This window comes from Halorubrum cibi, from assembly GCF_900182635.1.
Classification (GTDB): Archaea; Halobacteriota; Halobacteria; order Halobacteriales; family Haloferacaceae; genus Halorubrum; species Halorubrum cibi.
In genome coordinates this window covers 291,642-317,983 of sequence record NZ_FXTD01000002.1, presented here as the reverse complement: position 1 = coordinate 317,983, position 26,342 = coordinate 291,642, and the positions used below count along the sequence as shown (strand labels likewise).

Sequence of the window (26,342 nt, the reverse complement as noted above, 5' to 3'; positions counted from 1 at the left end):
CGACCGTGAGCCTCGCGAAACCCTGGCGCGACCTCGACCGGACGACCGTCGGGAGCGCGCCGAACCGATACGGGCTCTACGAACTCGGCGACGACGAGGGGGAGACCGTGGGGTTCGGGACGGGCGTCCTCCGCGACGAGCTGAAGGAGGCGCTCGCGTACGGGGACGCGACCCGCGTCCGATGGGAGGTCGCCGACTCGGAGGCGCACGCCGAGCGGCTCCTCGCCGAACACGTCGAGGAGTGAGCGGCCTCCGCTACGACGACTCGGCGTGGATCATCGCTCGCTCGACGTCGAGCCGAACCGACTCGATCCGGCCGCCGACCGCGGCGACGGCCGCGAGGACGGGATACGTGACCGGCAGTTCCCGGTAGAGGTACGCCTGTACGTCCGAGACGATCCCGGCGACGTTGGCCGATCGCTCCCCGTCGATCCGCTCCTCCTGCCGACGGGCCGCGATCTCGTCGCACGTCCCGGCGAGGACGTTCAACCGAGCGCGATACGCGTCGAGCGCGCCGAACCGCTCGGCCTCGAACTCCCGCCGTGAGACGGTCTCGACCTCCTCGACGATCGGGGAGAGGTCCTCGCGAGCGTGGGAGACCGACGACGACTCGGACTCGACGATCCCGACGAGTTCGTCCCGCCGCCGTATCGCCTCCGTCGTCTTCGCCAGAAGCGACGATCGGTACCGCTCGTGTAGCGTCGGCTCTCGGGTGAGCGCGAGCGCGAGCTCCGGGCCGAACTCCTCCGCGAGGCTGCGTTCGTACGTGTCGTTGTACTCCTCGTCGTAGTGGGGTACGGACATCACCGTCTCCTCGTAGGCGTTCCGGATCGCGACGAGTCCCGGACCGGTGGTCCCCGTCCTGCCCCGGAGCCGCGACGGATCCGGGGCCGCGGCGGTCACCGTCCCGGCTTCCGCGGCGGGTCCCGCTCCCGTCGTCGGCGTCGCCTCCGCGGAGATCCCTCGAACGCGCGACCGAAACGCCTCGAAGGCCTCCCGTTCGTCGACGGTTCGCCGGCGCTCGACGCGGAGGGCGTCGCGGGCGTCACACAGGAGGGACTCGGCGCTACGTAGTCGCTCCGCGCCGTCGGGATCGGAGCCGTTCCCGGGATCGATCGTCGCCATGTCTCCCGAGATACGTTGATCGGGCATAATCGATTATATGTGGCGTATATCGTCCGGTATAGTGGGTCATACGGCTATATATGGATCGCCGACTGGACGTTCCGTAGCCGGATCGTCGGCGTTCGACGCGCCCTGAGTTCGAGATATATAGGTATCATAGTCATATATAGCACTATCGTTCACTACACCCCGTCGTATATTCATCATAGCATCGTATTTACGTGGTCTTCGTCCACGATCCGGTGATGGCACCCAGCCAGAACCTGGAGGCGGAGGGAATCACGCGACGGAGATCGCTCGCGGCGCTCGCCGGTGCCGGTGCGTTGGCGCTCGCGGGTTGTACACAGAGCTCGGGGGGCGGTGGCTCTGACGGCGGTTCCGGTGACGACGGTTCCGGTGACGACGGTTCCGGTGACGACGGTTCTGGAGACGGCGGAGACTCGCTCTCCGGTTCGATCAACATCGCCGGGTCGAGTACCGTGTTCCCGCTGATGAGCGCGGTCATGGAAGACTTCGCCGAGGAACACCCAGGCATCGACCCCACCATCAGCTCGACCGGCTCCGGCGGGGGCTTCTCCAACTACTTCTGTGTCGGCGAGACGGACTTCAACAACGCGAGTCGACCCATCCAGCCGGAGGAAGAACAGCTCTGTGCGGACAACGGCGTCGAGTACATCGAACTGGTCGCGGCGACGGACGCGCTCACGGTCGTCGTCAACCCCGAGGCCGACTGGATCGACTCGCTCACGATCGAGGAGCTCGCGACGATCTGGGAGTCCGACGCCGTCGAGACGTGGGACGAGGTCCGTGACGAGTTCCCGAACGAGGAGATCGAGCGGTACGGCGCCGCCGACACCTCCGGGACGTACGACTACTTCATCGAGGCCGTCCTCGGCGAGCGCGGCCACACCAGCGACTACCAGGCGACCGAACAGGACAACAACATCGCCACCGGCGTCGCGGGCAGCGAGTACGCGATCGGGTACTTCGGGTTCGCGTACTACTTCCAGAACCCCGACCAGCTCAAGGCGCTCGGGATCGACTCCGGCGACGGCCCCGTCGAACCGAGCCTCGAAACGGCCTCCAGCGGCGAGTACACTCCTCTCTCGCGCCCGCTCTTCACGTACCCCTCGATCGAGTCGCTCGGGAACGAACACGTCGCCGAGTTCGCCCGCTACTTCGTCGAGCAGACGACGAACGAGGACCTCGTCGCCGGCGACGTGGGATACGTCCCGGCGACCGAGGAGACGCAGGAGGAGCAGATGCAAAAGCTCGAGGACGCGATCGAGCAGGCACAGGGGTAACTCCCCGTGATGAATCGGTGTATTGATTTACGACAGCGTGCGATGTCCGACCGGTTGTGACAGATAGTACCGAAAGCCCCGATCTCCAGCGTCGGAGCGGGCTCAGACGGTTGAAGGAGGGAACCTACGGCGGGTTCTTCGCCGCGTGCGCGGCGATCACCCTGCTCACGACGGTCGCGATCTTCGCCACCCTGCTTTCGGACGCGGTGGTGTTCTTCGCGGAGGTCCCGATCATCGAGTTCCTGACCAGCACCAACTGGAGTCCGAATCCGGCGGGCGGCGGGCAGTCGTTCGGCATCGTCCCCCTCCTGATCGGGACGATCGTCGTGACGGTCACGGCGGCGTTCATCGCGCTTCCGACCGGGACGCTGACCGCGATCTACCTGAGCGAGTACGCGAGCCCGAACGCGCGCTCGATCCTCAAGCCGCTGTTGGAGATCCTCGCCGGGATCCCGACGGTCGTGTACGGCTACTTCGCGTTGGTGTACATCACCCCGGTACTGAAGGCGACGCTGTTTCCGGAGATGAGCACATTCAACGCGCTGTCGGCGTCGATCATGGTCGGCATCATGACGATCCCGATGGTGTCGTCGATCTCCGAGGACGCCATGAGCGCCGTGCCCGACGAGCTGCGGCAGGCCGGGTACGGCCTCGGCGCGACGAAGTTCGAGGTCTCGACCGGGATCGTCGTCCCCGCGTCGATCTCCGGGATCGCCTCCTCGTACATCCTCGCCGTCTCTCGCGCCATCGGCGAGACGATGATCGTCGTCGTCGCGATGGGCGCGCAGGCGCGGATGCCGGCCGTCGGCGAGACGCTCTTCGGGATCCCGTATTTCAACCCGGCGGACGTGCTCTTGGACTCCGGGATGACGATCACCGTCGCGATGGTCCAGATCGCGGGCGGGGACCTCACCGGCGGGACGATACCGTACGACTCGATGTTCGCGCTCGGACTCGCGCTGTTCGTGGTGACGCTCGTAATGAACGTGTTCAGTGACATCATCGCGGAACGCTACCGGGAGGAGTACTGATGGCGACCGACAACGCGAACGCGGACGGGTTCGGCGAAGTCAGTCGCGTCCGAGGGATCCTCTTCGAGTACCTCTCGCTCGGCGCGAGCGTGGCGGGTCTCGTCGCGCTCGGCGTCCTCCTGGTGTACGTCGCGATAGACGCCTTCGACCTGGCGAGCGCGAGTCCCGGGTGGCTGTTGACGTACTTCCTGACGCTCGTGATCCCGTTCCTTGCCTTCTGTCTGTACAGTGCGGACGACTCGGCGGTGACTCGACGCGTCCTCGTCGTCCTCGCCGGCGGACTCGTCGCCGTCGCCGTGATCTTCACCGCGATCGAGGCGTTCGTCGTGACGATCCCCCGGCTCAGCTGGCAGCTCACGTACCTCTTCGTCGTCGTCGCACCCGCCACGGCGTACCTCGCGTACGTCGGCAGCCACGGTCGAGTCGGCGCGGTCGGCTTCGGTCTGCTCGGTCGGCTCGTCGGCGGGACGGCGATCGGCCTCGCCGTCGGCACCCTCTTTCTGGTGTTCGACGAACTGGTGTGGTTCCTCGCCTACACGCTCGGCGTCCTCCCCGCGGCGGCGCTGTACGCGTACGGTCGGCGGCGCGACGCCGGTCGAGCGGTGACGGCCGCGATCCCGGTCGGACTGGTCGGGCTCGTCGCCGCGGTGTTCCTCCGCGGCGTCGTCCGAACGTATCCGTCGGATCTCATCATCTACCTCTGGACGCTCGCGGTCCCGATCGCGGCCGTCGGGGCGCTCGTCGTCGACGCCCGCGGGAGCCGGACCGCGGCGGTCGCGGCCGGCGGGGTTCCGCTCGCGCTCGCGATCGCCGGCGGGTTCCTCGCCGGGAACGTCGGGCTTCCGGGACCCACCACGCTGATCGTGATCGCGTTGACGGGCGTGCCGACGGCGATCTACGTCCACCGCGTCGTCGACGTCGGCGACGGAACCGTCGGGCTCGGGCTGCCGCTCCTGCTCGCCGCCGGCGTGATCGTCGGGGCGCTCGTCGTCGAGGCGTGGGGCGTGCCGGCACCGGACCCGTGGCTCGACGTCTCGTACGTCACCGAGGCACCGTCGCGGAACGCCACCGAGGCGGGGTTGTATCCCGCCATCGTCGGCTCCGTGATCATCATCGCGCTCGTCGCGGTGCTGTCGTTCGTCCTCGGCGTCGGCACCTCCGTCTTCTTGGAGGAGTACATGCCGGAGACCGGAGTTCTCGGTTCGCTGACGAGACTGCTTCAGATCAACATCGCGAACCTCGCCGCCATCCCGTCGGTCGTCTACGGGCTCCTCGGATTGGGACTGTTCGCGAACCTCCTCGGGTTCGGGTACGGCACGGCGGTGACGGCGTCGCTGACGCTGTCGCTTCTCATTCTCCCGATCACCATCATCTCAGCACAGGAGGCGATCCGGTCGGTGCCCGACGACCTCCGACGCGGGTCGGATGCGATGGGCGCGACGCGCTGGCAGACGACCAAGAACGTCGTGCTGCCGGAGGCGCTTCCGGGTATCCTGACGGGGACGATCCTCGCGCTCGGTCGGGCGATCGGCGAGACCGCGCCGCTCATCATGATCGGTGCGGCGACGACTGTCTTCAGCGCGCCGAGCAGCCTCTTCAGCCGATTCAGTGCGATGCCGATGCAGATCTACGCGTGGGCCGGCTTCCCGCAGGCCGAGTTCCGGTACGGGGTCGTCGCGGCCGGCGTGATAACGCTCTTGATCATCCTCATCGGCATGAACGGAACGGCGATACTGCTTCGGAACCGCGCGGAACGGGGGAGTTAACATGAGTAACACATCATCCGACACGACGGAAGACGAATCGCTCATCACCACGGAGGTCGAGACCGGATCGGCGAACTGGTCGCCGGCGCTCGGCGAGACGGCGGTCGCCGCGCGCGACCTGAACGTCTTCTACGGCGACGAGCAGGCGATCGACGACGTTTCGATCGAGATACCCGAAAAGCGAGTGACCGCGCTCATCGGCCCCTCGGGCTGTGGCAAGTCGACGTTCCTCCGGTGTATCAACCGAATGAACGACATGATCGACGTCTGCCGGGTCGAGGGCGACGTGGAGTTCGGCGGGAAGAATGTGTACGACGCCGACGTCGACCCGGTCGCGCTCCGGCGGAAGATCGGGATGGTGTTCCAGAAGCCGAACCCCTTCCCCAAGTCGATCCGCGACAACGTCGCGTACGGCCTGAAGATCCAGGGTTACGACGGCGACGTCGACGCCCGCGTCGAGGAGTCGCTGAAGGGGGCCGCGCTGTGGGACGAGGTGAAGGACCAACTGGACTCCTCGGGACTCGACCTCTCGGGGGGACAACAGCAGCGGCTCTGTATCGCCCGGGCGATCGCGCCCGACCCCGAAGTGATCTTAATGGACGAGCCGACCTCGGCGCTCGACCCCGTCGCGGCCTCGAAGATCGAGGACCTCATCGACGACCTCGCCGAGGAGTACACCGTCATCATCGTCACGCACAACATGCAACAGGCGGCGCGTATCTCTGATCGAACCGCCGTGTTCCTCACCGGCGGGCAACTCGTCGAGTACGACGACACGGCGAAGATCTTCGAGGATCCCGAAGAGCAGCGCGTCGAGGACTACATCACGGGGAAGTTCGGATAGATGCCCAGAGAGAACTACCAACAGCGGCTCGAGGACCTTCGAACGGGCGTCGTCGGCATGGGCGATCTCGTTCTCGAGCGGTACGACGCCGCACTCGAGGCGGCCGAGACCGGCGACGACGACCTCGCTAGCGAAGTTATCGAGGGCGACTACGAGGTCAACGAACGCTACCTCGGGCTCGAGGAGGAGTGTACGGAGCTTCTCGCGCTCCAACAGCCCGTCGCGGGCGACCTCCGGCTGGTGGCGGCCTCGTTCAAGGTCATCACCGATCTCGAGCGCGTCGGCGACCTCGCGACCAACCTCGCGGGCTACGGCGGCGACGACGGCGGGCTCCACCCCGCGGTCGACTTCCGCGAGATCGGCGACGAGGCGGGCACGATGGTCGCCGACGCGGTGGCCGCCTACGAGTCCGGCGACCCCGACGCCTGCCGGGCGGTCGCCGCCCGGGACGACGACCTCGACGAGCGGTGCCGACGGGCCAGCGAGGCGGTCGTCCGCGACCTGCTCGAGGCCGACCGCGCCCGCGTCGAGGCGAACCGGAGCGGCGAGTCGGACCCGGACTCCGAGGAGCTGGCGGGCGCGCTCGACGAGGTCTCCCGCGCGCTGCTGGCGGTCCGCGACCTTGAGCGCGTGGGCGACCACGCGGTCAACATCGCGGCCCGCGCGCTGTACATGATCGAGAACGACGACGAGCTGATCTACTGAAAGCCCACCGAGTCGCCGGGAGGCGACTCCGATCCACCATGACGTCCACCAACACCCCGGACGACGGCCCGGAATCGAACGGCGACGAAACCGAACCGACGACGCTCACGTTCATGTGCGTTCGGAACGCCGGCCGCAGTCAGATGGCGACCGCGTTCGCCGAACGCGAACGGAGGGAACGCGGACTCGAGGGCCGAGTCGAGATCGTCACGGGCGGGACCGCCCCCGCGGACGAAGTACACGACGTGGTCGTCGAGGCGCTCGCCGAGGTCGGCCTCGACGTGAACGGACGTACCCCGCAGCACGTCTCGGAGGACGCGCTCGCGGAGTCCGACTTCGTCGCGACGATGGGCTGTTCGACTCTGGAGTTACCCGGCGTCGACACCGACGACTGGGACCTCGAGGACCCCGGCGAGCGACCGATCGAGGAGGTGCGGCCGATCCGCAACGAGATCGAACGGCGGGTGGTCGCCCTCTTCGACGAGCGATTCGGGAAGCGGTAGGCGGTCGTCGCCGACGTCACTGTTTCCGATCCGACGACGCGGTTAGTCCTCGGACCGCACAACCCGCGTCCCCGCGACGTGGTCGCCGACGCGTCGGTCGCCGTCCGTGAGAACGACGGCGGCGGTCCCGACGAGGTAGAAGACCGCGCCGTCCACGACCCGGAGCAGGTTCCGGACGAACGCCGCCCGGAGTCCGCACGGGGAGCCGTCGCGTTCGCGGACGACGAGCCCGAGGAGACGCTTCCCGGGCGTTCGTCCGAACGCCCCCTCGAAGGCGACGTAGTAGCCGAGGTACGCGACCGGGAGGAGCCACCGCCCCGCCGGAAGGGGAGATCCGACGAGGAGTCGAAACGCGAGTTCGGCGAGCCCGAGCAGCGTCGCGACGAGCAGCGCGTCGGCGACCAGCGCGCCCCCGCGCCGGAGAAGCAGTCCCGCGTTCGTGTCGGTTCCGAGTCGAGGGCGTTCCATGGCGATCGCTCCCTCGGCATGAGATAAAACGGATCGGTAGTGGGCGAAACGGATCGGTACGGGACGACGTGGGAGGGTACGAGGCGAACCGGAGCGGAGCGACCGAACCGTCACCCGCCGTTCGAGTCGGGACTTCCAACCGCCCGCCGGCCGCGGAGCCGACCTCCCTCGACCGGCTCGACCGCGAATCCGAGTTCCGCGTAGAACCCCCTCAGATCCGCGTCGAAGGTCGCGGTGATCGCGTCGGCGTCGGGGTCCGCTCGCGCGTCCCGCACCGCACGAGCGACGAGCGCGGACCCGATCCCCCGGCCGCGCCGCGCGCGACGGACCGCGACCGCGTCGACGTGGCGTCGTCCCGGCTCCGGCCGGGTCACGACCAGCGCCCCGACCACGGATCCGGTCCGCTCGAAGCGGGCGACGAGGGCGTCCCCGGCGTCGATCCGGGCGGAGAGGTCGTCGGCGTCGGTCTCCAACATCGCCGCGTCGAGCACGCGGAGGGCGTCGAGCCGGTCGCCGGCCGTCGCCGGCTCGATCGCGATCCGCTCCGGGACCGGTGCGTGGTCGGCGGAGTCGGAGTCGGAGTCGGCGGAGTTGCGGTCGAGAGCGTCGCGGTCGGCGGAGTTGCGGTCGGCGGGGTCCGCCACGGCGTCACCCCTCGGCCTCGAGGTGGTCGTTCGATCCGCCCTGGATCAGCCGGAGCAGCCGAACGCGGTCGGCGTCGACGGGGCGGTCCCCGGGGACGGGCGAACCGTCGACGAGGACCGACGCCTCCTGTGGGTGAAAACCCGCGGCGCGGATCAGGTCGGCGTAGGTCGCGTCGTCCTCGAGGACGCACTCGCGTTCCTCGCCGCCGACGACGTCGACGGTCACGTCCATGCGTTCGGTGTGTCGAGCGACTCCATCGACTACCCGTCCAGCCGCTCGCGGAGGAGTCCGTTCACCTGTCCGGGGTCGGCGCTCCCGCCGGTCTCCTGCATCACCTGGCCGACGAGGAAGTTGATCGCCCCGTCGTCGCCGTCGTGGTAGTCGGCCACGGCGTCGGGGTTCTCGTCGATGGCGGACTCGACCGCGGTCTCGACCTCGCCCGCTTCGGCCTTCCCGAGCCCTTCGCGGTCGATAACTGCCTCGGGGTCCTCTCCCTCGTCGAGCATCTCGCGGAGGACGATCTCCTCGGCGTTCTTCACCGTCAGCTCCTCGGCGGCGACCAACTCGATCAGGCGTTTGAACTCGTCGAGTCGGTCGCTCACGTCCGTGATCTCCAGCTCGCGGTAGTTGAGTTCGCCGAGTAGGTTGTCCGCGACCCACGTCGCCGCGAGGTCGGGGTCGTACTCGCCGGCGACGTCCTCGAAGAAGTCCGCGACCTCCTTCGTCGAGGTGAGCTTGGAGGCCGCCTCGTCGTCGAGGCCGTACTCCGTACCGAAGCGCTCGCGGCGGGCGTCGGGCAGTTCGGGGATCGGGATCCGGTCCTTCCAGTCGGACACCTCCAGGGCGGGCAGGTCGGCCTCCCGGAAGTAGCGGTAGTCCTTCTCGGCCTCCTTCGAGCGCATCGAGACGGTGACGCCGCGCGCCTCGTCCCAGTGGCGGGTCTCCTGTTCGATCTCACGGCCGCGACGGAGGACGTTGCGCTGGCGGGTGATCTCGTAGGCGAGCGCCTTCTCCGCGCCCTTGTGACTCGAGATGTTCTTCACCTCGGCGCGGTTGGCGTCGGCCAGCACCGACTCGGGAACCGAGCCGTCCTCTCGTACCTCGCCGGCGTCGACGAGCGAGACGTTGGCGTCGACCCGGAGGCTGCCGTCCCGCGTCGCGTCGAAGACCCCGAGGTACTCCAGCACCTCCTCGAGCTTCGCGAGGAACGTGCGAGTCTCCGCCGGCGACCGGAAGTCGGGCTCGGTGACGACCTCCATCAGCGGCGTCCCCGCGCGGTTGTAGTTCACGAGCGTGTGCGTCGCCGACTCGATGGAGCCGCCCGCGTGCTGGATGCTCCCGGGGTCCTCCTCCAGGTGCGCGCGGGTGATCCCGATGGTGCGTCGCTCGCCGTCGACGGACACCTCGAGTTCGCCGTCGGCGCAGATCGGCGCGTCGTACTGGGTGAGCTGGAAGTTCTTCGGCAGGTCGGGGTAGTAGTAGTTCTTCCGGTGGAACGTGGTCGTCTCGGGGATGTCGGCGTCGAGCGCCTTCCCGATCTTCACCGCGCTCTCGACGGCGGCCTCGTTGAGGACCGGCAGCGCGCCCGGCAGCCCGAGACAGGTCGGGCAGGTGCGCGTGTTCGGCTCCTCGTCGTCGGCCGGCTCCGTCGAACAGCCACAGAAGACCTTGGTGTCGGTCTCGAGCTGGACGTGGACCTCCAGCCCGATCACGACCGCCCGCTCCTCGGTTGCGGCCCGTGTGCTCATTAGCGGGTCGTTGCGGGCGGGCCACCTAAATCGTGTCGGCACGGACGGACGCGGAGGTTCGACGGAAGCGGGACGCCGAGATCGGTCGGGCTCCACGGAGGCCGTTCCACAAACCCTTATGCTCGCGCGGGCGACTCCCGAGGTATGAGCGATCTCCCGGACGACTTCGACTGTACCGTGACCAACTGGGAGTACATCTACGGCCTCTGTCGGAACGTCTCGAACGCGGTGAAACGCGCCGACTTCGAGCCGGACGTCGTCGTCGCACTCGCCCGAGGCGGGTGGTTCGCCGGCCGCTGTATCTGTGACTTCCTCGGCCTCGACGACCTCACGAGCCTCAAGATGGAACACTACGTCGGCGCGGCCGACAAATCGAACGAGCCGCAGATCCGCTACCCGATGCCGGAGGGAAGCGTCGAGGACAAGGACGTGTTGATCATCGACGACATCGCCGACACCGGCGGGTCGATCCGCCGCGCCGAGGAGTACGTCGAGGACCGCGACGCCGGCACGGTCCGCACCGCGACGCTCCAGCTCCTCTCGACCTCCGAGTTCGAGCCCGACTTCGTCGGCGAACGGCTCGAGACGTGGACGTGGGTCGTCTACCCGTGGAACTTCATCGAGGACATGATAGATATCATCGCGGGCGCGATGGAGCGCGCGGACGCGACGACCTTCGACCGCGAGGCGGTCCGCCACCACCTCGAGGCCGACCACGGGGTCGGTCGAATCGAGATGGAGGTCGCACAGCCGGGCCGGCTCGACGAGGTGCTCGCGGAGATGGAGCGCCGCGGCGTGGTCGAGGCGGTCGGCGAGGAGACCTGGGCGCTCGCGGAGTGAGCGATGGGGTCGGAGGGTCCGGAACCCGACCCGGTTCTCGAGGCCGTCCTCGACGCGTACGCGCTCAAAGACGAGGGTCGCACGGGATGGCAGCTCCGCGGCGTCGACGCCCCGGAGTCGGTGGCCGCCCACGCGTGGGGCGTCGCGTACCTCGTGTTGGCGCTCGGCGACCGCTTTCGCGAGGACCTACCCGGCGTCGACCTCGACCGCGCCCTCCGGCTCGCCGTCGTCCACGACGTCGCCGAGGCGGAGACGGGCGACGTGGCGACGCGAGCGGACTCGACGGCGGAGTCGGTCGACCGCGACGAGAAGGAGGCGCGCGAACGCGCCGCGATGGCGGACCTCGCCGGGCCGCTCCCCGAGCGCGTCCGCGACGCGTGGGAGGCGTACGAGGCCCGCGAGACGCCGGAGGCGGTCCTCGTCAAGGAGTGTGACCTCCTCGACACCTGCCTCCAAGCGATCGTCTACGAGCGCGACGGCCGGTACGACCCCGCCGACGGAACGCCCGAGGCGTTCGCGGAGTACGACGCGCTCGAGGAGTTCTTCGCGACGACGGAGCCGCGGATCCGGACCGACGCCGGACGTGCGCTCTTCGAGCAACTCCGGGAGCGGTACCGGACGCTGCGATCCTGATCTCGCGTCGGAGGAGACGACCCCGGTTCGACCTCCGACGGGCCGGTGTCGGGATGGTCGATCCCGCCGGCGCGGAATAGGAAGTCAGTTAACTCCCAAGACGGTACACTCCGTGAGACGGAGCCTCACGCATGTCCGATCACACCGACCTCATCGTCATCGGCGGGGGAATAAGCGGGGCATCGCTTCTGTACACGGTCTCGAAGTTCACCGACGTCGACGACGTCACACTCATCGAGAAGGAGCCCGAGATCGCGGCGGTGAACTCCCACCACACGAACAACTCCCAGACGCTCCACTTCGGCGACATCGAGACGAACTACACGCTCGAGAAGGCCGAGGAGGTCAAGGAGGGTGCGGAGCTGCTCGCGGGGTACCTCGAGAACGTCGACCCCGACCGCGAGATGCACAGCAAGCGCAGCAAGATGGTGCTCGCGGTCGGCGAGGAGGAGGTCGCGGAGCTGGAGGCTCGCTACCACGACGAGGGGTTCGGCGAGCTCTTCCCCAAACTCGAGCCGATCGGCCGCGAGGAGATAGCCGAGATCGAACCGAAGGTCGTCGAGGGCCGGGACCCCGACACCGAACTTCTGGCGCTCCAGACGCCCGACGGCTACGTCCTCGATTACGGCATGATCGCGGAGTCGTTCGTCGAGGCCGCCCGCGGCGAGGAGGGCGTCTCGGTCCACCTCGGGACGACGGTGACGAACGTCGACGAGGGCGGTGACGGCTTCACCGTCGAGACCGACGACGGCGACTTCGCGGCCGACGCGGTCGCGGTCGCCGCCGGGTCACACAGCCTCCAGTTCGCTCAGAAGATGGGGTACGGCGAGGACATGTCGCTTCTCCCCGTCGCGGGGAGCTTCTTCCTCGCCGACGACCTGTTGAACGGCAAGGTGTACACCCTCCAGATGAAGAAGCTGCCCTTCGCCGCGGTTCATGGGGACGCCGACGTCCACGACGACGGCGTCACCCGGTTCGGCCCGACGGCGAAGCTCGTCCCCGCGCTCGAGCGCGGGGAGCTCTCGACGGTGGGCGACTTCGCAGACGTCTTCGGCTTCACGCCGTCGTCGTTTTTGAGCTACGCGAACATCCTCGCCGATAAGATCTTGTTCCCGTACGTGGTCCGGAACCTGGTGTACGACCTGCCGGTCGTGGGTAAGCGACGGTTCCTCCCGCACGTACGGAAGGTCGTCCCGAGCGTCGAACTCGAGGACATCGACCGCGCGAAGGGGTACGGCGGGGTCCGCCCGCAGATCGTCGACACCGACTCGAAGGAGCTCGACATGGGCGAAGCGAAGATCCGCGGCGACGGCATTCTCTTCAACATCACGCCCTCGCCGGGCGCGTCGACCGCGCTGAAGAACGCCATGGTTGACACGCGAACCGTCCTCGAGTTCCTCGATACGGAGTACTCCTTCGACGAGGAGGCGTTCCGCGCGGAGACGATCGACAACTTCCCACGGCTCGGTGACGCCGAGGACGGTAGCGACGGCGACGAGGACGGTAGCGACGACGCGGCCGCCCCCGAGGACGCCTCGACGGCAGTCGAGGCGGACGACTGATCGAGCCTGCCCCACGACGGATCTCGGACCGTTTTCCGGAGATCCTCCCGTCGAGCGATACCGGTAAGACCCCGACGTGCGGATCCGCTCCCGTATGACCGACGAGGACGTCGACGACGCGAGCGAGGGTCGCGCGGTCGACCACGCGGACGACGTCGGCGGTACGCGCCTCGCTCGCCGCTGGCGAGCCCTCGACCGCGGCTGGCAGGCGCTGTGTCTGGGACTCGCGATCGTTTTCGTCCACCTCGTGATCTATCCGGTCTAATGACGATTCTCGACGATTTCCGACCGTACGTCCCCGGACTGGTTCTGCTCGGCGGGGGCGCGCTGCTTTCGGTCGTCGTCGCGGACGCGGTTCCCGGCGTCCAGCCGCTGGTCGTCGCCGTCGCGATCGGCGCGCTCGTCGGGAACGCGGTCGGCACCCCGGCGTCCGCGGAGCCGGGAGTCGACGTCGACAAGCTGTTCTTGGAGACCGGGATCGTGCTGCTCGGCGCGGCGGTCGCCGTCGAGGAGTTCCTCGCGGCGGGACCGACGGTCCTCGGGCTGGTGATCGCGTTCGTCGCCGGAGGGATCCTGTTCGCGGAGGTCGTCGCGCGCACGCTGTTCCGGATCGGAACTCCCACGTCGTCGCTGCTGGCGGCCGGCGCCGGTATCTGCGGCGTCTCGGCGGTCGTCGCGATCGGCCGCGTCCTCGACGCGCGCGGCGCCGCGATCACCTTCGCGGCCGCGACGATCCTGCTCTTCGACGCGGTGACCCTCGTCGTGTTCCCGCTGGCCGGCGAGTGGCTCGGGCTGTCGAGCCGGCAGTTCGGCGTCTGGGCGGGCGTGAGCATGTTCTCGACCGGCCCCGTCGCGGCAGCGGGGTTCGCGCACTCGACCGAGGCGGGACAGTGGGCGACCGTGACGAAACTCGCGCGCAACGCCCTGCTCGGTGGCGTCGCCGTCGCGTACTCGCTCGCGTACGCGGCGCGATCGGCGGCCGATCCCGGCGTCCGGCGGCTGTGGGCGGAGTTCCCGAAGTTCCTGCTCGGGTTCCTCCTCGTGGCCGCCGTCGCCAACAGCGGGCTCCTCTCGCCGGCCGCGCTCGCGTCGATCGGGCGGATCTCCGACGCGCTGTTCACGCTGGCGTTCGTCGGTCTCGGGCTGTCGATCCGGATCGACGACATGCGCGCGGTCGGAGCCGCGCCCGTTGGCGCGGTGCTCGTTCACCTGCTCGTCGTGAGCACGGTCGCGCTCGCGGCGGTGCGAGCGCTTCTATGACCCGCTCTCGTCCGTGACGCGGGTGTACACGCCTCAGTTACTGGTTTAATATCTCGGACGGCGTATGGTACCTCAGTCGCCCCGGCGCGATCGGATCACGATCCGGAGTAGAACTCCGGCCGAACGCGTGGACCGGTTCGACGACCGAGTTGAGACCACATGACGACATTCGAACACACCATCGAGATCGCCGCACCCGTCGAACACGTCTTCGCGTTCGACAGCACCCCCGAGAACTGGTCACGGACGATGGCCAGCCTGCGCGACCTCGAGGTCGTCGAGGAGACCGATCACGGCGCGCGGATGACCGGGACCTACGGCGTGTTCGGGATCTCGATGGAGGTGGAAATGGAGATGACGGTCGTCGAACCGAACGAGGAACTGCTCGTCACGATCGAAAGCGACGAGATGAGCGGCGAGATCCGGAACCGCTACTCGGAAATCGCCGCCGGGACCCGACTCTCCCACCGAGCGACTTACGAGATGGGAGACTCCCTCTTGGATCGGATCCTGAAACCGGTCGCCAGCCGCTACAACGAGCGGCAACTCGAGAACCACCTCCGGAACACGAAGGACCTCGTCGAGGCCGAGGTCGCGGCCGAGTCGGCGGCCCCTGCCTAGCTCGTCGCCCTCGGCGGAGGACGAGATCTGCGTACTGACGAGACCCGCGTACTCCCGTTTTTTTCAGTACCCTCGCTTTTTCCGGCCCTCCTCGACCCCATCGGGAACTCCCGTCGCGACATCGCCGAGTCTTCCGTCGATATAAGTAGCGAGCGGGCGGATCCGGGGTATGAGCACGATCGGATTCATCGGCGGCAGCGGGATCTACGAGGCGCTTCCCCTGAACGACGTGCGCGAGGTCGAGTACGACACCCCCTACGGCGAGCCGAGCGACGCGGTCACGATCGGCGAGTTCGCCGACACGGGCCGGCAGGTCGCGTTCCTCCCGCGACACGGCTCGAACCACGGCGTCTCGCCCACCGACCTCCCGTACCGCGCCAACATGTACGCGTTGAAGAAGGCGGGCGTGACCCACGTCTTCGCGTCGAACGCGGTGGGGAGCCTCAAGGAGGAACTGGAACCCGGCACGCTGGTCGTCCCCGACCAGATCTACGACCGGACCAAACGACGCGACCTCTCGTTTTATGGGGACGGCGTCGTCGTCCACCAGCCCTTCGCGGACCCCTACAGCCCCGAACTCGTCGACCACCTGACCGAGGCCGCGGAGTCCGCCGTCGGCGGTGAGGCCGACGGCGACGATGACGATCACTCCGGCGACGCGCGGGTCGTGAAGGGCGGCACCTACGTCTGTATCGAGGGGCCGCAGTACTCCACGCGCGCGGAGTCGGAGTTTTACAAGTCGCAAGGGTGGGACCTCGTCGGCATGACGGCGATCCCGGAAGCGAAACTGGCCCGCGAGGCGGAGATCGCCTACGCGACGATCGCGGGCGTCACCGACTACGACGTCTGGAAGACGGACAGCGAGGTGACGCTTGAGGAGGTCCTCGAGAACGCCGAGCGGAACCAGACGGCGATCAAGGCCGCCGTCGAGGAGGCGGTCCGGACGCTCCCCGCGGACCACGAGTGCGACGCACACACGTCGCTCGAGGGAACGATCAACACGCCGACCGAGTCGATCCCCGAGGAGACCAAAGAGCGCGTCGAGCCGCTGTTGGGCGAGTACCTGTAACGACGCGAGCGGGCGTCCGTCTGCGCCCGACACCGTGCCCCTGGACGACTCAGTCCGCGATCGCTTCCGTCTCTCCCGTCGCCGCCGCCGGGTCCCGGATCCACAGGTCCCCGAACAGGTCGTCCTGTCGGAGTCGGACGCTTCCTCGGTGGGCCATGAACAACAGCGCGAGGAACGTCATGAACGGGCGGCCGCCCGACGACTCCACCTCGGCGAACAGCACCTCCGCGCGCCCGCCCTCGAAGTGGGGTCGGAGGGCGGTCTCCACCTCCGTTATCACCTCCTCGATGTCCTCGTCGTGGGTTCGGTCGGTCGCCTCCCCGGCGGTCGGCTCGCCGTCGCGGCGGAACTCGTCGCCGGCGTGGTAATCCAGCGTCTGCGTCCCGCGGGCGTAGCCGCTCGGCGACTCCGAGGTGTCGTACTCCCGGGAGTCCTTCCACCACGAGTCGCGCTCGGCCTCGCGCAGCTCGCGGACCAGCTCGTCCAGCGTCTCCGGCGACCCGCGGGTGTTCTTGCGGTCGAGACGGCGATCCATCTCCGCCTCCAGCCGGTCGATCGGATCGAACTCCGGATCGGCGGGGTCGGCCGCGCCGCCCTCCATCGCCAGCTCCCACGGCTCCGCCTCGGGTTCGTCGTCCTCGTCGTCCTCTGCGAGCATTCCGTCGCTTTTCATCCGGAGCAGGACGCTCGCGTAGAACAGCGCCCGACCCGTCGTCCGGAGGTCGGTCTGATCGAGCTTCTCGAGGAAGGCGTCGGTCACTCGGACGATGTCGATGTCCCACGGTTCGATCTCGCCCTCCTCGGCGAGCTGGACGAGGAGTTCGACGGGCTCGACTTCGTCGTCGTCGGGGTCGGCACCGGTGGGGTCTGCGGCATCGGCGAGTTCTGCGGAATCGGGATCTGCGGCATCGGTGGGATCGGCGGCGGTCGCCCCGTCGGCCGAAGGGTCGCCGTCGTCGACCCCTCCGCCGAACGTCGGCGTCGCGCCGTCTCGCTCGCTCGTCAGGTCCAGATCGGGCACGCCGCCGCCCGCTCCGGCGTCGGCCGAGCCGTCGTCAGTCATCCGCGCTCACCTCCGCCTCCTCGTCGCCGTCCTCGCCGTCGCCGAACCGCATCCCGGTCACGGCAGAGAGGTTGTCGCCCTGCATCGTGACGCCGATGGCCCGGTCCGAGCGCTCCAGAAGCGCCGAGCGGTGTCCGACCACGACGAACTGCGCCTCGGCGGCCAGCTCCTCTATCATCTCGCCGACCCGCTCGGCGTTGACCGCGTCGAGGAAGGCGTCGATCTCGTCGAGCGCGTAGAACGGAGCGGGGTTGTGCCGCTGGACCGCGAAAATAAAGGAGAGCGCGGTCAGCGACTTCTCCCCGCCGCTCATCGCCTCGAGCCGCTGGACCGGCTTGTCCGCGGGCTGTGCCTTCATCGTCAGCCCCTCCTCGAAGGGGTCCTCGGGGTTCTCCAAGACGAGTTCGCCGCTACCCGCCGACAGCCGCGAGAAGATGTCCCGGAAGTGGTCATTTATCGACTCGAACGTCTCCATGAACGTCGCCTTCTTCTCGGCCTCGTACCCCTCGATCCGCTCCGTGATCGCGTCGCGCTCCTCCGCGAGCACGTCCCGGCGCTCCTGGAGCGTCTCGAGCTCGGCCTCGACCTCGTCGTACTCGTCGATCGCGAGCATGTTGACCGGCTCCAACGCCTCCATCTCGGCTTCCAGCTCCTCGATCCGCGACTCGACCTCGTCGATGTCGGGGACCTCCTCGGGGTCGTACTCGCCGACCTGCGATTCCAGCTCGTCTATCTCCCACTTCAGGCGGTCCCGTCGGTCCGTGAGATCCGACAGCTCGGACTCCGCGTCCGCGACGAGCGAGCGCTGTTCGTCGCGTTTCCGGGTCGCCTCCCGGATCTCCTCGCGGAGTTCCTCGCGGTCCCCTTTCAGGTCCGCGATCTCCGCTTCCAGCTCCGCTATCGACTCGCGTTTGGTCTCCAGCGTCTCCTCCTTCTCGGCGATCGCCGCCTCGTGGTCGGCGATCGTCTCCTCCGCCTCGCTCTTCGCGTTCTGTGCCTCCTCGACGGTGTCGTGGAGGTCGTCGACGGCCTCCTCGGCGTACTCCTTTTCGAGTTCCAACTCGTTTCGCCGGGCGTCGAGGTCGTCCATGCGATCCTCCAGCTCGGCGATCTCCTCGCGGATCCCGTCGGCCCTCTCCGAGAGCTCCGGGATCTTCGAGTCGGCGAGTTCGGACTCGATCTCCTCGACGTCCGCCTCGATCCGGTCGACGTCCGAATCGAGCGCGTCGAGCGTCCCGTCGATCCCGCTCATCTCCTCGTCGACCGACTCGCGCTCCGCACGGAGCTCCTCGAGTCTCCCCTCCAGCTCCTCGATCCGGTCTTCGGTCGCCGCCAACTCCTCCTCGGCTCGCTCGATGTCGGCCTCCAGCGACCGGACGCGGTCGGCGGCGTCCGCCTTCCGCTCGCGGGCGTCCTCGATGTCGGCGTCCAGGTCGTCGATCTCCGACTCGAGCTCGCGCCGCTCGTCCTCCAGGTCGCTGATCTCCGTGGCGAGCCGCTCGAGCTTGCCTCCGCCCGACTTCGTGAACGCGTACCGGGAGCCGCCGCCGGAGCCGCCGGTCATCGCCCCGGACTTCTCGACGAGGTCGCCCTCGAGGGTGACCATCCGGTAGTCGCCCATCAGATCGCGGGCGGTCGCCATGTCCTCGACGACGAGCGTCGACCCGAGCACGTACGAGAAGATCGTCTCGTATCGCGAGTCGTACTCGACGAGGTTCCGCGCGAAGTCGACGACGCCCGGCATCGAGGGTTTGCGGGGGAGGCCGCGGTCGTCCATCTTCGTGATCGGGAGGAACGTCGCCCGCCCCGCGTTGCGCCGCTTCAGGTAGTCGATACACGTCGAGCCCACGCCGTCGTCGTCGACGACGACGTTCGCGAGCCGCCCGCCGGCGGCCGTCTCACACGCCTCCGCGTACTCCGCCTCGACGGACCCGAGTTCACCGACCGCGCCGTGAACGCCGTCGATGCCGCCGTTTTTCACCTCAGTGACCGCCCGCGGCCAGGAGGTGTCACCGCGCTCGCTCGCGGCCGCCTCCAGCTTCGCGTACTCGTTCTGCTTCCCGCGGAGGTCGTCCTCGATCGCCTCCAGCTCCTCCTTCCGTTCGGCCTTCTCTGCGAACAGGTCGGCGACGACGTCCTCGATCTTCGACTCGTTCTTCTCGGCCTTGTCGAGCTCGCTGTGGAGCTCCGAGATCCGCGCGTTCAGGTCGGGTACCTCCTCGCGGGCCGCCTCGAGGTCGGCGCGGGCCTCCTCGACCGCGTTCGAGCGACGGCGGGCCTCGTCGAGCAGCCGGTCCTTCTCGCGCTGGTGGCGGTTCCTCTCCTCGCGGAGGGACTCGAGCCGCTCCTTCTTCTCGGCGAGTTCGGTCTTCAGCTCGTCGAACTCGGTGTCGGCGCCCTCGATCTCGGCTTCCACCTCAGCCAGCTCCGAGCGCTTCGTCGCGAGCTCGGACTTGAGCGACGCCTTCTCGACTTTCGTCTCCCGGATCTCCGAGTCGAGGTCGTCGATCGTCTCCTGTTTGCGGTCGATCTGGACGAACGCGTTCCGCCGTTCCGTCTCGGCGTCGTCGGCGCGCTCCTCCGCTGCCTCGATCTTCCCCTCGAGGCGGGAGATCTCGCCTTTGATCTCCTCGATCTCCGACCGGATGGCGATCTGTTCGTCCTCGCCTTTGGTCTCGATCTCGTGGTTGAGGTCGGCCAGGTCCTCCTCGAGGCGGGTGACCGTCCCCTGTCTGGTGTCGAGTTCGACGCGGAGCTCCTCGAGGTCCGCCTCGGCGTCGTCGATCTCGTCTTCGACCGCGGCGAACGAATCGCGTTTGTCCTCCAGCTCCGAGGCCTTCCGGTAGCCGCGGTACTGCTCCACCTCCTCGCGGAGCGACTGGTACTCGAGGGCGGTCTCGCGTTCCTCGGAGAGCTGATCGAGCCGCTCCTCCTTCTCGTCGATCCGGAGGTCGGCCTCGCCGATCCGGTCTTTTACCGTGTCGAGCTCCTCGAAGGCCGCTTCCTTCTTCTCGTCGAACTCCGCGACGCCCGCGATCTCGTCGACGATCCCCCGGCGCTGGTAGGGGGTCATGTTGATGATCTCGGTCACGTCACCCTGCATGACGACGTTGTAGCCCTCGGGCGTGACGCCGGCGGCCGCGAGCAGGTCGCGGACGTCGGAGAGGTTCACCGACCGCCCGTTGAGATAGTAGTACGAGTAGTAGTTGTCCTCGGTCTCCTTCACCCGCCGCTTGATCGTGATCTCCGAGACGTCGCCGACGTTCTCGGAGCCGGCCGCCGAGACGACCTGCGAGCGGTCGAGCGTCCCGTCCTCGTTCGACAGGACGACCGTGACGGACGCCTCCTTCGGGCCGCCGGCCGCCTCGCCGTCGTCGTGGCCGGGGTTGTAGATGAGGTCGGTGAGCTTCTTGGCTCTGATCCCGCGGGTGCGCGCCAGTCCGAGCGCGAACAGCACCCCGTCGATGATGTTCGACTTCCCGGAGCCGTTCGGCCCCGTGACGACCGTGAAGTCCTCGTAGAAGGGGATCCTCGTGGTCCGCCCGAAGCTCTTGAAACCGTCCAGGACTACTTCAGTGATGTGCATGGCGGGATACGGACGCCGGCTTACGCGACGATGATGTCGCTGTCGTCGGACTCCCCGTCCTCGGCGTCGCCACCGTCCGCGTCGGCCGCGGCCGCCTCGGCGTCGGACGTCGCCGTTTCGGGCGCGGGTTCCTCGCCGTCCGCATCGGGCGAGTCGCCGTTCGCGTCGCCGGTTTCGTCGATGGCCGACGTTCCGTCGGTCGACGGTCCGCCCGTTCGCTCGACGACCTCGACGTGGTCGTCGGAGTGGGTTCGGCGTTCGCCGCCGGTCGGCGAGGACGCGTCGGACGCGTCCGACGGGTCGGAAGACGGTTCCTCGGGGGAAGCGGCCGCGGCGGCTTCCGCCTCCGCGTCGACCGCCACCTCCTGGGCGTCCTCCACCTGTCGGACGCGCTCTTTCATCTCCACGAGCTCCTCGGTAAGCCCGTTGACCGCCGCCTGCAGCTCCGCGACCTGCCGTTCGAGGTCCTCGACGCGGTTACTCATGTGCTCACGTATGCCCGCGCGAGGCGTATAAACCTGTGTCAGACACACGTGTGACCACACCACATGGACGTCGAGCGTTCCCCGAACGGTGGATCGCCGATCCGGCCGTACCGGACGTTTCGAGCCGCTGAAACGTGTCTGCCGTTGAGCGGACGCAGGGGAAAATACTTGTACTGTGGTGGATATCACCTCGGTATGAGTAAGATCACGTTTCGGGCCGACGACGAGCTCGTCGAGCGGCTGGAAGCGTGTGAGGCCTCGAAAAGCGAGGTGATGCGCGAGGCGCTTCGCGCCCACCTCGACGAGGCGGCGGACGGGTATGTGACGGACGGACCCGATGTCGACCGCCCAGAGGGAAGCGTGGACGCCGCCCTCTCCGAGCGGATCGACGACCTGATCGACGACCGGCTCGACGCCGCGTTGGACGAGCGGTTCGGAGCCGCGGATCGCCGCGAGCCCGAAGACGCGTATACGCCGTCTACACCGGGCGAGATCAACGTAAACGTCACGCTCGACGCCCCTGGGGCCGACGGCGGCGATGCGCGTGTGACACGGGAGACGGAACCGGAGATCGATCCGGATTCGCGTAAGACACGCGCCGATCGCGGGGTGCAAACGGGCGAAAACGCCTGCGGAGGATGTGGCGAAAACGTCCCGGAAGACCACGTATACTGCCCGAACTGCGGTGAGAAACAGTCCCATCGCGCGTTCTGTGAGTGCGGCGACGAAGTCCGAACGGACTGGGCGTTCTGCCCCGGTTGCGGACGGCGGACCCCCGCTGCGGACGTGTTGAAAGACAGGTAACCGGCGAAAACGACGTTCTCAGACGAGTATACGGCAGTTTTAGAGAGTGTCTTACGACCGTCGTTAATTTTATAAGGGTAGCCTCGGTGACTACAATCGCGTAAGACGACCGTCTTACAGCCGTCGTCCGACGAAGGGACGTCCCCGCCGTCGGGCGATCCGAGGCCGTAAGACGCACGGCGTGTGTCGTGGACGTCGTCTTACCGGGGGAATACAACAAATGGAGCGTGTGACACTACGGATCCCGAAACAGCAGATAGACGAGGTCGAACAGATGGTCGAGACGGGTGAGTTCCCGAACCGGAGCGAGGCGATCCGGTCGGCCGTCCGAGACATGTTGAGCGAACAGGACGGCGAGCGCGAGGAGCGCGGCCGCAACCGCAGCTGGGCCAAGGTGTAGATCGATGCAGGATCTCGTTCAGGACGCCCTCGACAACGCGGAAGCGGAGAAGCGCGAGATGGACGCCAGCATGGACGACGACGAGTTCGGGGACCCCCGGATCGTCATCGTCGGCGCCGGCGGCGCCGGTAACAACACCGTCAACCGCCTGTACAACATCGGCGTCGACGGCGCCGACACCGTCGCGATCAACACGGACAAACAGCACCTCAAGATGATCGAGGCCGACACCAAGATCCTGGTGGGCAAGTCGCTCACGCAGGGACTGGGTGCCGGCGGCGACCCCAAGATGGGCGAGCGCGCGACCGAGATGGCCCAGGGGACGATCAAGGAGGTGCTCGGCGACGCCGACCTCGTCTTCGTCACGGCCGGCATGGGTGGCGGCACCGGCACGGGCGCGGCGCCCGTCGTCTCGAAGATCGCCAAAGAGCAGGGGGCGATCGTCGTCGGGATGGTCTCGACGCCGTTCAACGTCGAGCGCGCCCGCACGGTGAAAGCCGAGGAAGGGTTAGAAAGCCTCCGCAACGAGGCCGACTCGATCATCGTCCTCGACAACAACCGCCTGCTCGATTACGTCCCGAACCTACCGATCGGCAAGGCGTTCTCCGTGATGGACCAGATCATCGCGGAGACGGTCAAGGGTATCTCCGAGACGATCACCCAGCCGAGCCTGATCAACCTGGACTACGCCGACATGTCCACCATCATGAACCAGGGCGGGGTCGCGGTCATGCTCGTCGGCGAGACCCAGGACAAGAACAAGACCCAAGAGGTGGTCAACGACGCGATGAACCACCCGCTCTTGGACGTCGATTACCGCGGCGCCTCGGGCGGACTCGTCCACATCACGGGCGGTCCGGACCTCACGCTGAAGGAGGCCGAGGGGATCGCGAACAACATCACCGAGCGACTGGAGGCGAGCGCCAACGTCATCTGGGGCGCGCGCATCCAGGACGAGTACAAGGGGAAGGTCCGCGTCATGGCGATCATGACGGGCGTCCAGAGCGCGCAGGTGCTCGGCCCGTCGACCCAGAAGCAGGCGGACAAGTCCCGCGCCGCGGTCGACGCCGACGACCTCGGCGACTCCCGTTCGCGGGCAGCCGAGGCGACGAACGGCGTTCAGGGATCCGGCGGTTCCGAGCACGCCGCCTGGGAGTCCGACGGCGGCACCGAGCCCGTCGAGAAGAACAACGGGCTCGACGTCATCCGCTGAAGGCGGACGCTCTCGGAGCCGTTTTACACCGCGTTTTTCGCCCGCTCGACCCCGCGAGCTACGACGCCGCCTCGATCGCATCGAGCAGCCGGCACTTCCGGCACACCTCGCGGCTTGTCGTCGAGCCGCAGCGTGAACACTCGCGAAGCGAGCGGGAGTCGCCGTCGCGGTCGCTCTCGTCGCCGGATTCGGCCCCGCCGTTTCCGTCGGCCTCGTCGTCACCGCCGTCCCCGTTCCCGCCCCGATACCGCTCCGCGGTGATCGCCGACAGCTCCTCGTAGCCGGCCATGATCGAGTGGCGCGTGCCGGGGTGGTTCTCTTCGAGGTCGTGGATGAGTGACTGGATCTCGCCGCGGTACGCCTCGGCGGCGTGGGGGCACTCGGCCATGTGGACCGGGAGGTCGCGGACGTGACAGTAGAGGGCGATCTCCTTCTCGGGCACGTCCCGAAGCGGCTTGGCGCGTGGGACGAACGCGTCGGTCTCGCCGCGCTCGTCGAAGGGCCCGAGCGAGGCGTCGAAGTGTTTCGCGACCTGTTTGACGTCGCCTTCGAGGAAGTTCATCAGCGCGGTCTGGGCCTCGTCGTCGAGGTTGTGGCCGGTCAGCAGTTTGTCCGCGTCGAACTCCTCGGCGTATCGTTCGAGAACGTCCCGGCGGAACACCCCGCAGTACGCACACGGGGCCATGTCCTCCGGGTCGGTTTCGACCACGTCGTCCATGCGGACGCCGAACTCGTCGTCGTAGGAGACGACCTCGTGGCGGATCGAGCGGTCCTCGGCCAACTCGACGCAGGCGTCGAGGCTCTCGTCGCGGTACCCCTCGATCCCCTCGTGGATCGTGAGCGCGAGCATCTCGACGCGGGGATCCCTTCCGAACACCTCCTCGAGGATGTGGGTGAGGACTACGCTGTCCTTCCCGCCCGAGAGTCCGAGCACCCACCGGTCCGGGTCGTCGGGGGTCGCGTCGGGATCGAGCAGTCCGTCCTCGCGAACCCGCCGTTTCACGCGCTTCTCGACCGAGCGACAGAGGTGCTCGCCACAGAGGTGCGCCCCCGAGTAGGTGGCGTGGTGGATCGCGTCGGCCCCGCACTTGTCACACTCCATCGGTCTCCGATTGCGGACGCGCGGGGATACCGGTTTCGGGCGCTCGCGGGTCGCCGCTCTGACGGTTCCCGCGACCGTGACGCCGCGCGGCAACCGGGCGCGAGTTGTTCGGCGTTCCGATACCGGTTTGTCGTCGGGGACGACTGGAGCGGACGTGAGCGACTCTTCGACCGGGATCGACCGCGACCCGGACCCGCGGCCGATCGATCCGGACCCGCCGGCCGAGAGCCTCCGTACCCGCCTGTGGCGACACGCGTTCAACCTGCTCCCCGCCTACCGCGGGACCGGCGGGCGGGTCGACCACATCGGCGCGGCGTGGCGGTACGTCCGCGTGCGGGTCCCGTTCAACTGGCGGACGCGGAACGGGCTCGGCGTGACCTTCGGCGGGAGCCTCTACGGCGCGCTCGACCCGGTCTACATGACCATGCTCCGGCGGACCCTCGGCGACGAGTTCACCGTCTGGGACAAGTCGGCCGCGATGGAGTTCATCGAACCCGGGCGCGGGACGCTGTACGCGGAGTTCGAACTCCCACCCGACGAGATCGAGGCGATCCGTGGGGCGCTCTCGCCTGGCGAGTCGACCGACCGCGAGTACGACGTCTCGCTCGTCGACGAGGCGGGCACCGTCCGCGCGACCTGTCGGAAGACGCTGTACGTGCGGCGCGACGGCTGAGGCGGCTTCGACATCGGAAGGGCGGGACCGATTCCGGCTCAGTCGTCGGCGCGAACGGCCGATTCGCCGTACTCCGACACCGATATCAGGAGGCGACCGTCGCTCGTCGTGCTCACCATCTTCGACTCGGGGAACGTGCTTCCGTCCGCCCGGAGTCCGGTGCTCCGTCCGGTCCACCGGTCTCCCTCCATGACGGCCGGGAGCACGTCCGTCCGGATGTGTTCGATCTCCTCGTCGGGGTGGAGCCGCTGCCAGCGCTCGCCGACCAGATCGTCGGGATCGTAGCCGTACAGTTCACCGTACTCCGCACAGACGTACTCGAAGGTGCCGTCCGGCCCGACCGTACAGACGCCGTCAACCGAGACGTTCTCCGCGTCGAATCCGGCGTCTCCGCTCGCGCTCGCCTCCGCGTCGACCGCGTGTTCGACCCGGCGGATGAGCGTCGTGTAGGCCTCGGTTCCGCCGCCTTTGTTCACGTAGTCGGTGACGCCGACGCGGACCATCTCGGCGGCGATCTCGTCGGGCTCAGTCGCCGAGAACAACAGGAACGGAAGCTCCGGACGCGTCTCGCGGGCCGACGAGAGGAGTTCGACGCCGGTCCGAGCGGGCATGTCGTAGTCGGTGACGACGCAGTCGAACGGCTCGGAACGGATCCGATCGAGCGCCGCGTTCGGGTCCGTCTCGACGGTCGTCTCGCAGTCGAACCCGTCGGCGCGTTCGAGGTGCGCTGCGACGAGACCCGCGAGCCCGGGCTCGTCGTCGACACAGAGCACTCGTAGCGGGTCGTCGGTCATGTATCCGCGTCCACCGAGGCGACATAAATCGTTTGTCCCCCGCTATTCAGTTCTGATATCGGCGGTGGTTGAAACGGGGACGCCGCCGGGGGACGGGG

General features: G+C 67.9%; 28 protein-coding genes. 18 read left to right on the top strand and 10 right to left on the bottom strand.

Annotation, left to right across the window (positions count from 1 at the left end; translation table 11 throughout):
- Positions 1 to 5: 5 nt before the first annotated feature.
- Entirely contained in the window at positions 6 to 245 is a 240-nt protein-coding gene (locus FN829_RS04160) for a DUF7508 domain-containing protein (protein ID WP_142985736.1), read from the top strand.
- Between the two features lie 10 nt (positions 246 to 255).
- Here the strand turns inward: FN829_RS04160 and FN829_RS04155 are convergent, their stop codons facing one another.
- Positions 256 to 1,125, bottom strand: a complete 870-nt coding sequence (locus FN829_RS04155; RefSeq protein ID WP_246066438.1) for a DUF7260 family protein — start codon at positions 1,123 to 1,125, stop codon at positions 256 to 258.
- A gap of 245 nt (positions 1,126 to 1,370) precedes the next feature.
- Between FN829_RS04155 and FN829_RS04150 the strand changes: the two genes are divergently transcribed.
- The 6 genes from FN829_RS04150 to FN829_RS04125 are packed head-to-tail and all read left to right on the top strand — an operon-like array spanning position 1,371 to position 7,278.
- Complete coding sequence (locus FN829_RS04150; RefSeq protein WP_142985735.1) at positions 1,371 to 2,429, top strand: PstS family phosphate ABC transporter substrate-binding protein; 1,059 nt, start codon at positions 1,371 to 1,373, stop codon at positions 2,427 to 2,429.
- A gap of 56 nt (positions 2,430 to 2,485) precedes the next feature.
- Positions 2,486 to 3,460: a phosphate ABC transporter permease subunit PstC gene (gene pstC, locus FN829_RS04145; protein ID WP_142985734.1), complete on the top strand. Its 975-nt coding sequence runs from the start codon at positions 2,486 to 2,488 to the stop codon at positions 3,458 to 3,460.
- Positions 3,460 to 5,226: a phosphate ABC transporter permease PstA gene (gene pstA / locus FN829_RS04140; protein ID WP_142985733.1), complete on the top strand. Its 1,767-nt coding sequence runs from the start codon at positions 3,460 to 3,462 to the stop codon at positions 5,224 to 5,226. Before pstC ends, pstA begins: the two co-directional genes overlap by 1 nt.
- 1 nt (position 5,227) lies before the next feature.
- Positions 5,228 to 6,070 (top strand): phosphate ABC transporter ATP-binding protein PstB, encoded by an 843-nt coding sequence (gene pstB / locus FN829_RS04135; RefSeq protein WP_142985732.1) that lies wholly within the window; start codon positions 5,228 to 5,230, stop codon positions 6,068 to 6,070.
- Positions 6,071 to 6,775, top strand: coding sequence for a phosphate signaling complex PhoU family protein (locus FN829_RS04130; protein WP_142985731.1), 705 nt, complete (start codon positions 6,071 to 6,073; stop codon positions 6,773 to 6,775).
- A 38-nt stretch (positions 6,776 to 6,813) separates the two neighbouring features.
- Positions 6,814 to 7,278, top strand: a complete 465-nt coding sequence (locus tag FN829_RS04125; RefSeq protein WP_142985730.1) for an arsenate-mycothiol transferase ArsC — start codon at positions 6,814 to 6,816, stop codon at positions 7,276 to 7,278.
- Between the two features lie 42 nt (positions 7,279 to 7,320).
- Here the strand turns inward: FN829_RS04125 and FN829_RS04120 are convergent, their stop codons facing one another.
- The 4 genes from FN829_RS04120 to gatB form a co-directional block, all read right to left on the bottom strand.
- Positions 7,321 to 7,746: an RDD family protein gene (locus FN829_RS04120; protein ID WP_142985729.1), complete on the bottom strand. Its 426-nt coding sequence runs from the start codon at positions 7,744 to 7,746 to the stop codon at positions 7,321 to 7,323.
- A 110-nt stretch (positions 7,747 to 7,856) separates the two neighbouring features.
- Entirely contained in the window at positions 7,857 to 8,285 is a 429-nt protein-coding gene (locus FN829_RS04115) for a GNAT family N-acetyltransferase (RefSeq protein WP_246066441.1), read from the bottom strand.
- Between the two features lie 109 nt (positions 8,286 to 8,394).
- Positions 8,395 to 8,622, bottom strand: a complete 228-nt coding sequence (gene samp2, locus FN829_RS04110; RefSeq protein ID WP_142985728.1) for a ubiquitin-like small modifier protein SAMP2 — start codon at positions 8,620 to 8,622, stop codon at positions 8,395 to 8,397.
- A 29-nt stretch (positions 8,623 to 8,651) separates the two neighbouring features.
- Complete coding sequence (gene gatB / locus FN829_RS04105; protein ID WP_142985727.1) at positions 8,652 to 10,139, bottom strand: Asp-tRNA(Asn)/Glu-tRNA(Gln) amidotransferase subunit GatB; 1,488 nt, start codon at positions 10,137 to 10,139, stop codon at positions 8,652 to 8,654.
- A gap of 144 nt (positions 10,140 to 10,283) precedes the next feature.
- Between gatB and FN829_RS04100 the strand changes: the two genes are divergently transcribed.
- From FN829_RS04100 to mtnP, 7 genes are all read left to right on the top strand, one after another.
- Positions 10,284 to 10,979 (top strand): phosphoribosyltransferase, encoded by a 696-nt coding sequence (locus FN829_RS04100; RefSeq protein ID WP_142985726.1) that lies wholly within the window; start codon positions 10,284 to 10,286, stop codon positions 10,977 to 10,979.
- A 3-nt stretch (positions 10,980 to 10,982) separates the two neighbouring features.
- Positions 10,983 to 11,612 carry an HD domain-containing protein gene (locus FN829_RS04095; RefSeq protein WP_142985725.1) on the top strand — a complete coding sequence of 210 codons (630 nt, stop codon included), beginning with the start codon at positions 10,983 to 10,985 and terminating at the stop codon, positions 11,610 to 11,612.
- Positions 11,613 to 11,743: 131 nt separating this feature from the next.
- Positions 11,744 to 13,174, top strand: a complete 1,431-nt coding sequence (locus tag FN829_RS04090; protein ID WP_142985724.1) for an FAD-dependent oxidoreductase — start codon at positions 11,744 to 11,746, stop codon at positions 13,172 to 13,174.
- A 94-nt stretch (positions 13,175 to 13,268) separates the two neighbouring features.
- Positions 13,269 to 13,439: a hypothetical protein gene (locus FN829_RS15805; RefSeq protein ID WP_185955674.1), complete on the top strand. Its 171-nt coding sequence runs from the start codon at positions 13,269 to 13,271 to the stop codon at positions 13,437 to 13,439.
- Positions 13,439 to 14,434: a YeiH family protein gene (locus tag FN829_RS04085; protein WP_142985723.1), complete on the top strand. Its 996-nt coding sequence runs from the start codon at positions 13,439 to 13,441 to the stop codon at positions 14,432 to 14,434. The genes FN829_RS15805 and FN829_RS04085 overlap by 1 nt, the downstream gene beginning before the upstream one ends.
- A 159-nt stretch (positions 14,435 to 14,593) precedes the next feature.
- The gene (locus tag FN829_RS04080) at positions 14,594 to 15,055 is read left to right on the top strand and encodes an SRPBCC family protein (RefSeq protein WP_142985722.1); all 462 of its coding nucleotides are present in this window, start codon (positions 14,594 to 14,596) and stop codon (positions 15,053 to 15,055) included.
- A gap of 169 nt (positions 15,056 to 15,224) precedes the next feature.
- Complete coding sequence (gene mtnP / locus FN829_RS04075) at positions 15,225 to 16,124, top strand: S-methyl-5'-thioadenosine phosphorylase (RefSeq protein WP_142985721.1); 900 nt, start codon at positions 15,225 to 15,227, stop codon at positions 16,122 to 16,124.
- Between the two features lie 49 nt (positions 16,125 to 16,173).
- Here mtnP and FN829_RS04070 read toward each other — a convergent pair whose 3' ends face one another.
- The 3 genes from FN829_RS04070 to FN829_RS04060 are packed head-to-tail and all read right to left on the bottom strand — an operon-like array spanning position 16,174 to position 21,258.
- Positions 16,174 to 17,187, bottom strand: a complete 1,014-nt coding sequence (locus tag FN829_RS04070) for a segregation and condensation protein A (protein WP_142985720.1) — start codon at positions 17,185 to 17,187, stop codon at positions 16,174 to 16,176.
- Positions 17,180 to 20,773, bottom strand: a complete 3,594-nt coding sequence (smc, locus tag FN829_RS04065) for a chromosome segregation protein SMC (RefSeq protein WP_142985719.1) — start codon at positions 20,771 to 20,773, stop codon at positions 17,180 to 17,182. Before smc ends, FN829_RS04070 begins: the two co-directional genes overlap by 8 nt.
- A gap of 20 nt (positions 20,774 to 20,793) precedes the next feature.
- On the bottom strand, positions 20,794 to 21,258 hold the full coding sequence (locus FN829_RS04060; RefSeq protein ID WP_142985718.1) for a DUF7518 family protein: 465 nt from the start codon (positions 21,256 to 21,258) through the stop codon (positions 20,794 to 20,796).
- A 195-nt stretch (positions 21,259 to 21,453) separates the two neighbouring features.
- Between FN829_RS04060 and FN829_RS04055 the strand changes: the two genes are divergently transcribed.
- The 3 genes from FN829_RS04055 (at position 21,454) to ftsZ (ending at position 23,675) form a co-directional block, all read left to right on the top strand.
- Positions 21,454 to 22,062 (top strand): double zinc ribbon domain-containing protein, encoded by a 609-nt coding sequence (locus FN829_RS04055; RefSeq protein ID WP_142985784.1) that lies wholly within the window; start codon positions 21,454 to 21,456, stop codon positions 22,060 to 22,062.
- Positions 22,063 to 22,282: 220 nt separating this feature from the next.
- Complete coding sequence (locus tag FN829_RS04050) at positions 22,283 to 22,462, top strand: ribbon-helix-helix domain-containing protein (protein ID WP_066411425.1); 180 nt, start codon at positions 22,283 to 22,285, stop codon at positions 22,460 to 22,462.
- Positions 22,463 to 22,466: 4 nt separating this feature from the next.
- Entirely contained in the window at positions 22,467 to 23,675 is a 1,209-nt protein-coding gene (ftsZ, locus tag FN829_RS04045; protein ID WP_142985717.1) for a cell division protein FtsZ, read from the top strand.
- A 58-nt stretch (positions 23,676 to 23,733) separates the two neighbouring features.
- On the opposite strand, the gene ncsA is transcribed toward ftsZ, so the two are convergent.
- The gene (gene ncsA, locus FN829_RS04040) at positions 23,734 to 24,777 is read right to left on the bottom strand and encodes a tRNA 2-thiolation protein NcsA (RefSeq protein ID WP_142985716.1); all 1,044 of its coding nucleotides are present in this window, start codon (positions 24,775 to 24,777) and stop codon (positions 23,734 to 23,736) included.
- Between the two features lie 154 nt (positions 24,778 to 24,931).
- Between ncsA and FN829_RS04035 the strand changes: the two genes are divergently transcribed.
- Positions 24,932 to 25,450, top strand: a complete 519-nt coding sequence (locus FN829_RS04035) for a DUF4442 domain-containing protein (protein ID WP_142985715.1) — start codon at positions 24,932 to 24,934, stop codon at positions 25,448 to 25,450.
- Positions 25,451 to 25,488: 38 nt separating this feature from the next.
- On the opposite strand, the gene FN829_RS04030 is transcribed toward FN829_RS04035, so the two are convergent.
- Complete coding sequence (locus FN829_RS04030) at positions 25,489 to 26,244, bottom strand: response regulator (RefSeq protein WP_142985714.1); 756 nt, start codon at positions 26,242 to 26,244, stop codon at positions 25,489 to 25,491.
- Between the last annotated feature and the right edge of the window lie 98 nt (positions 26,245 to 26,342).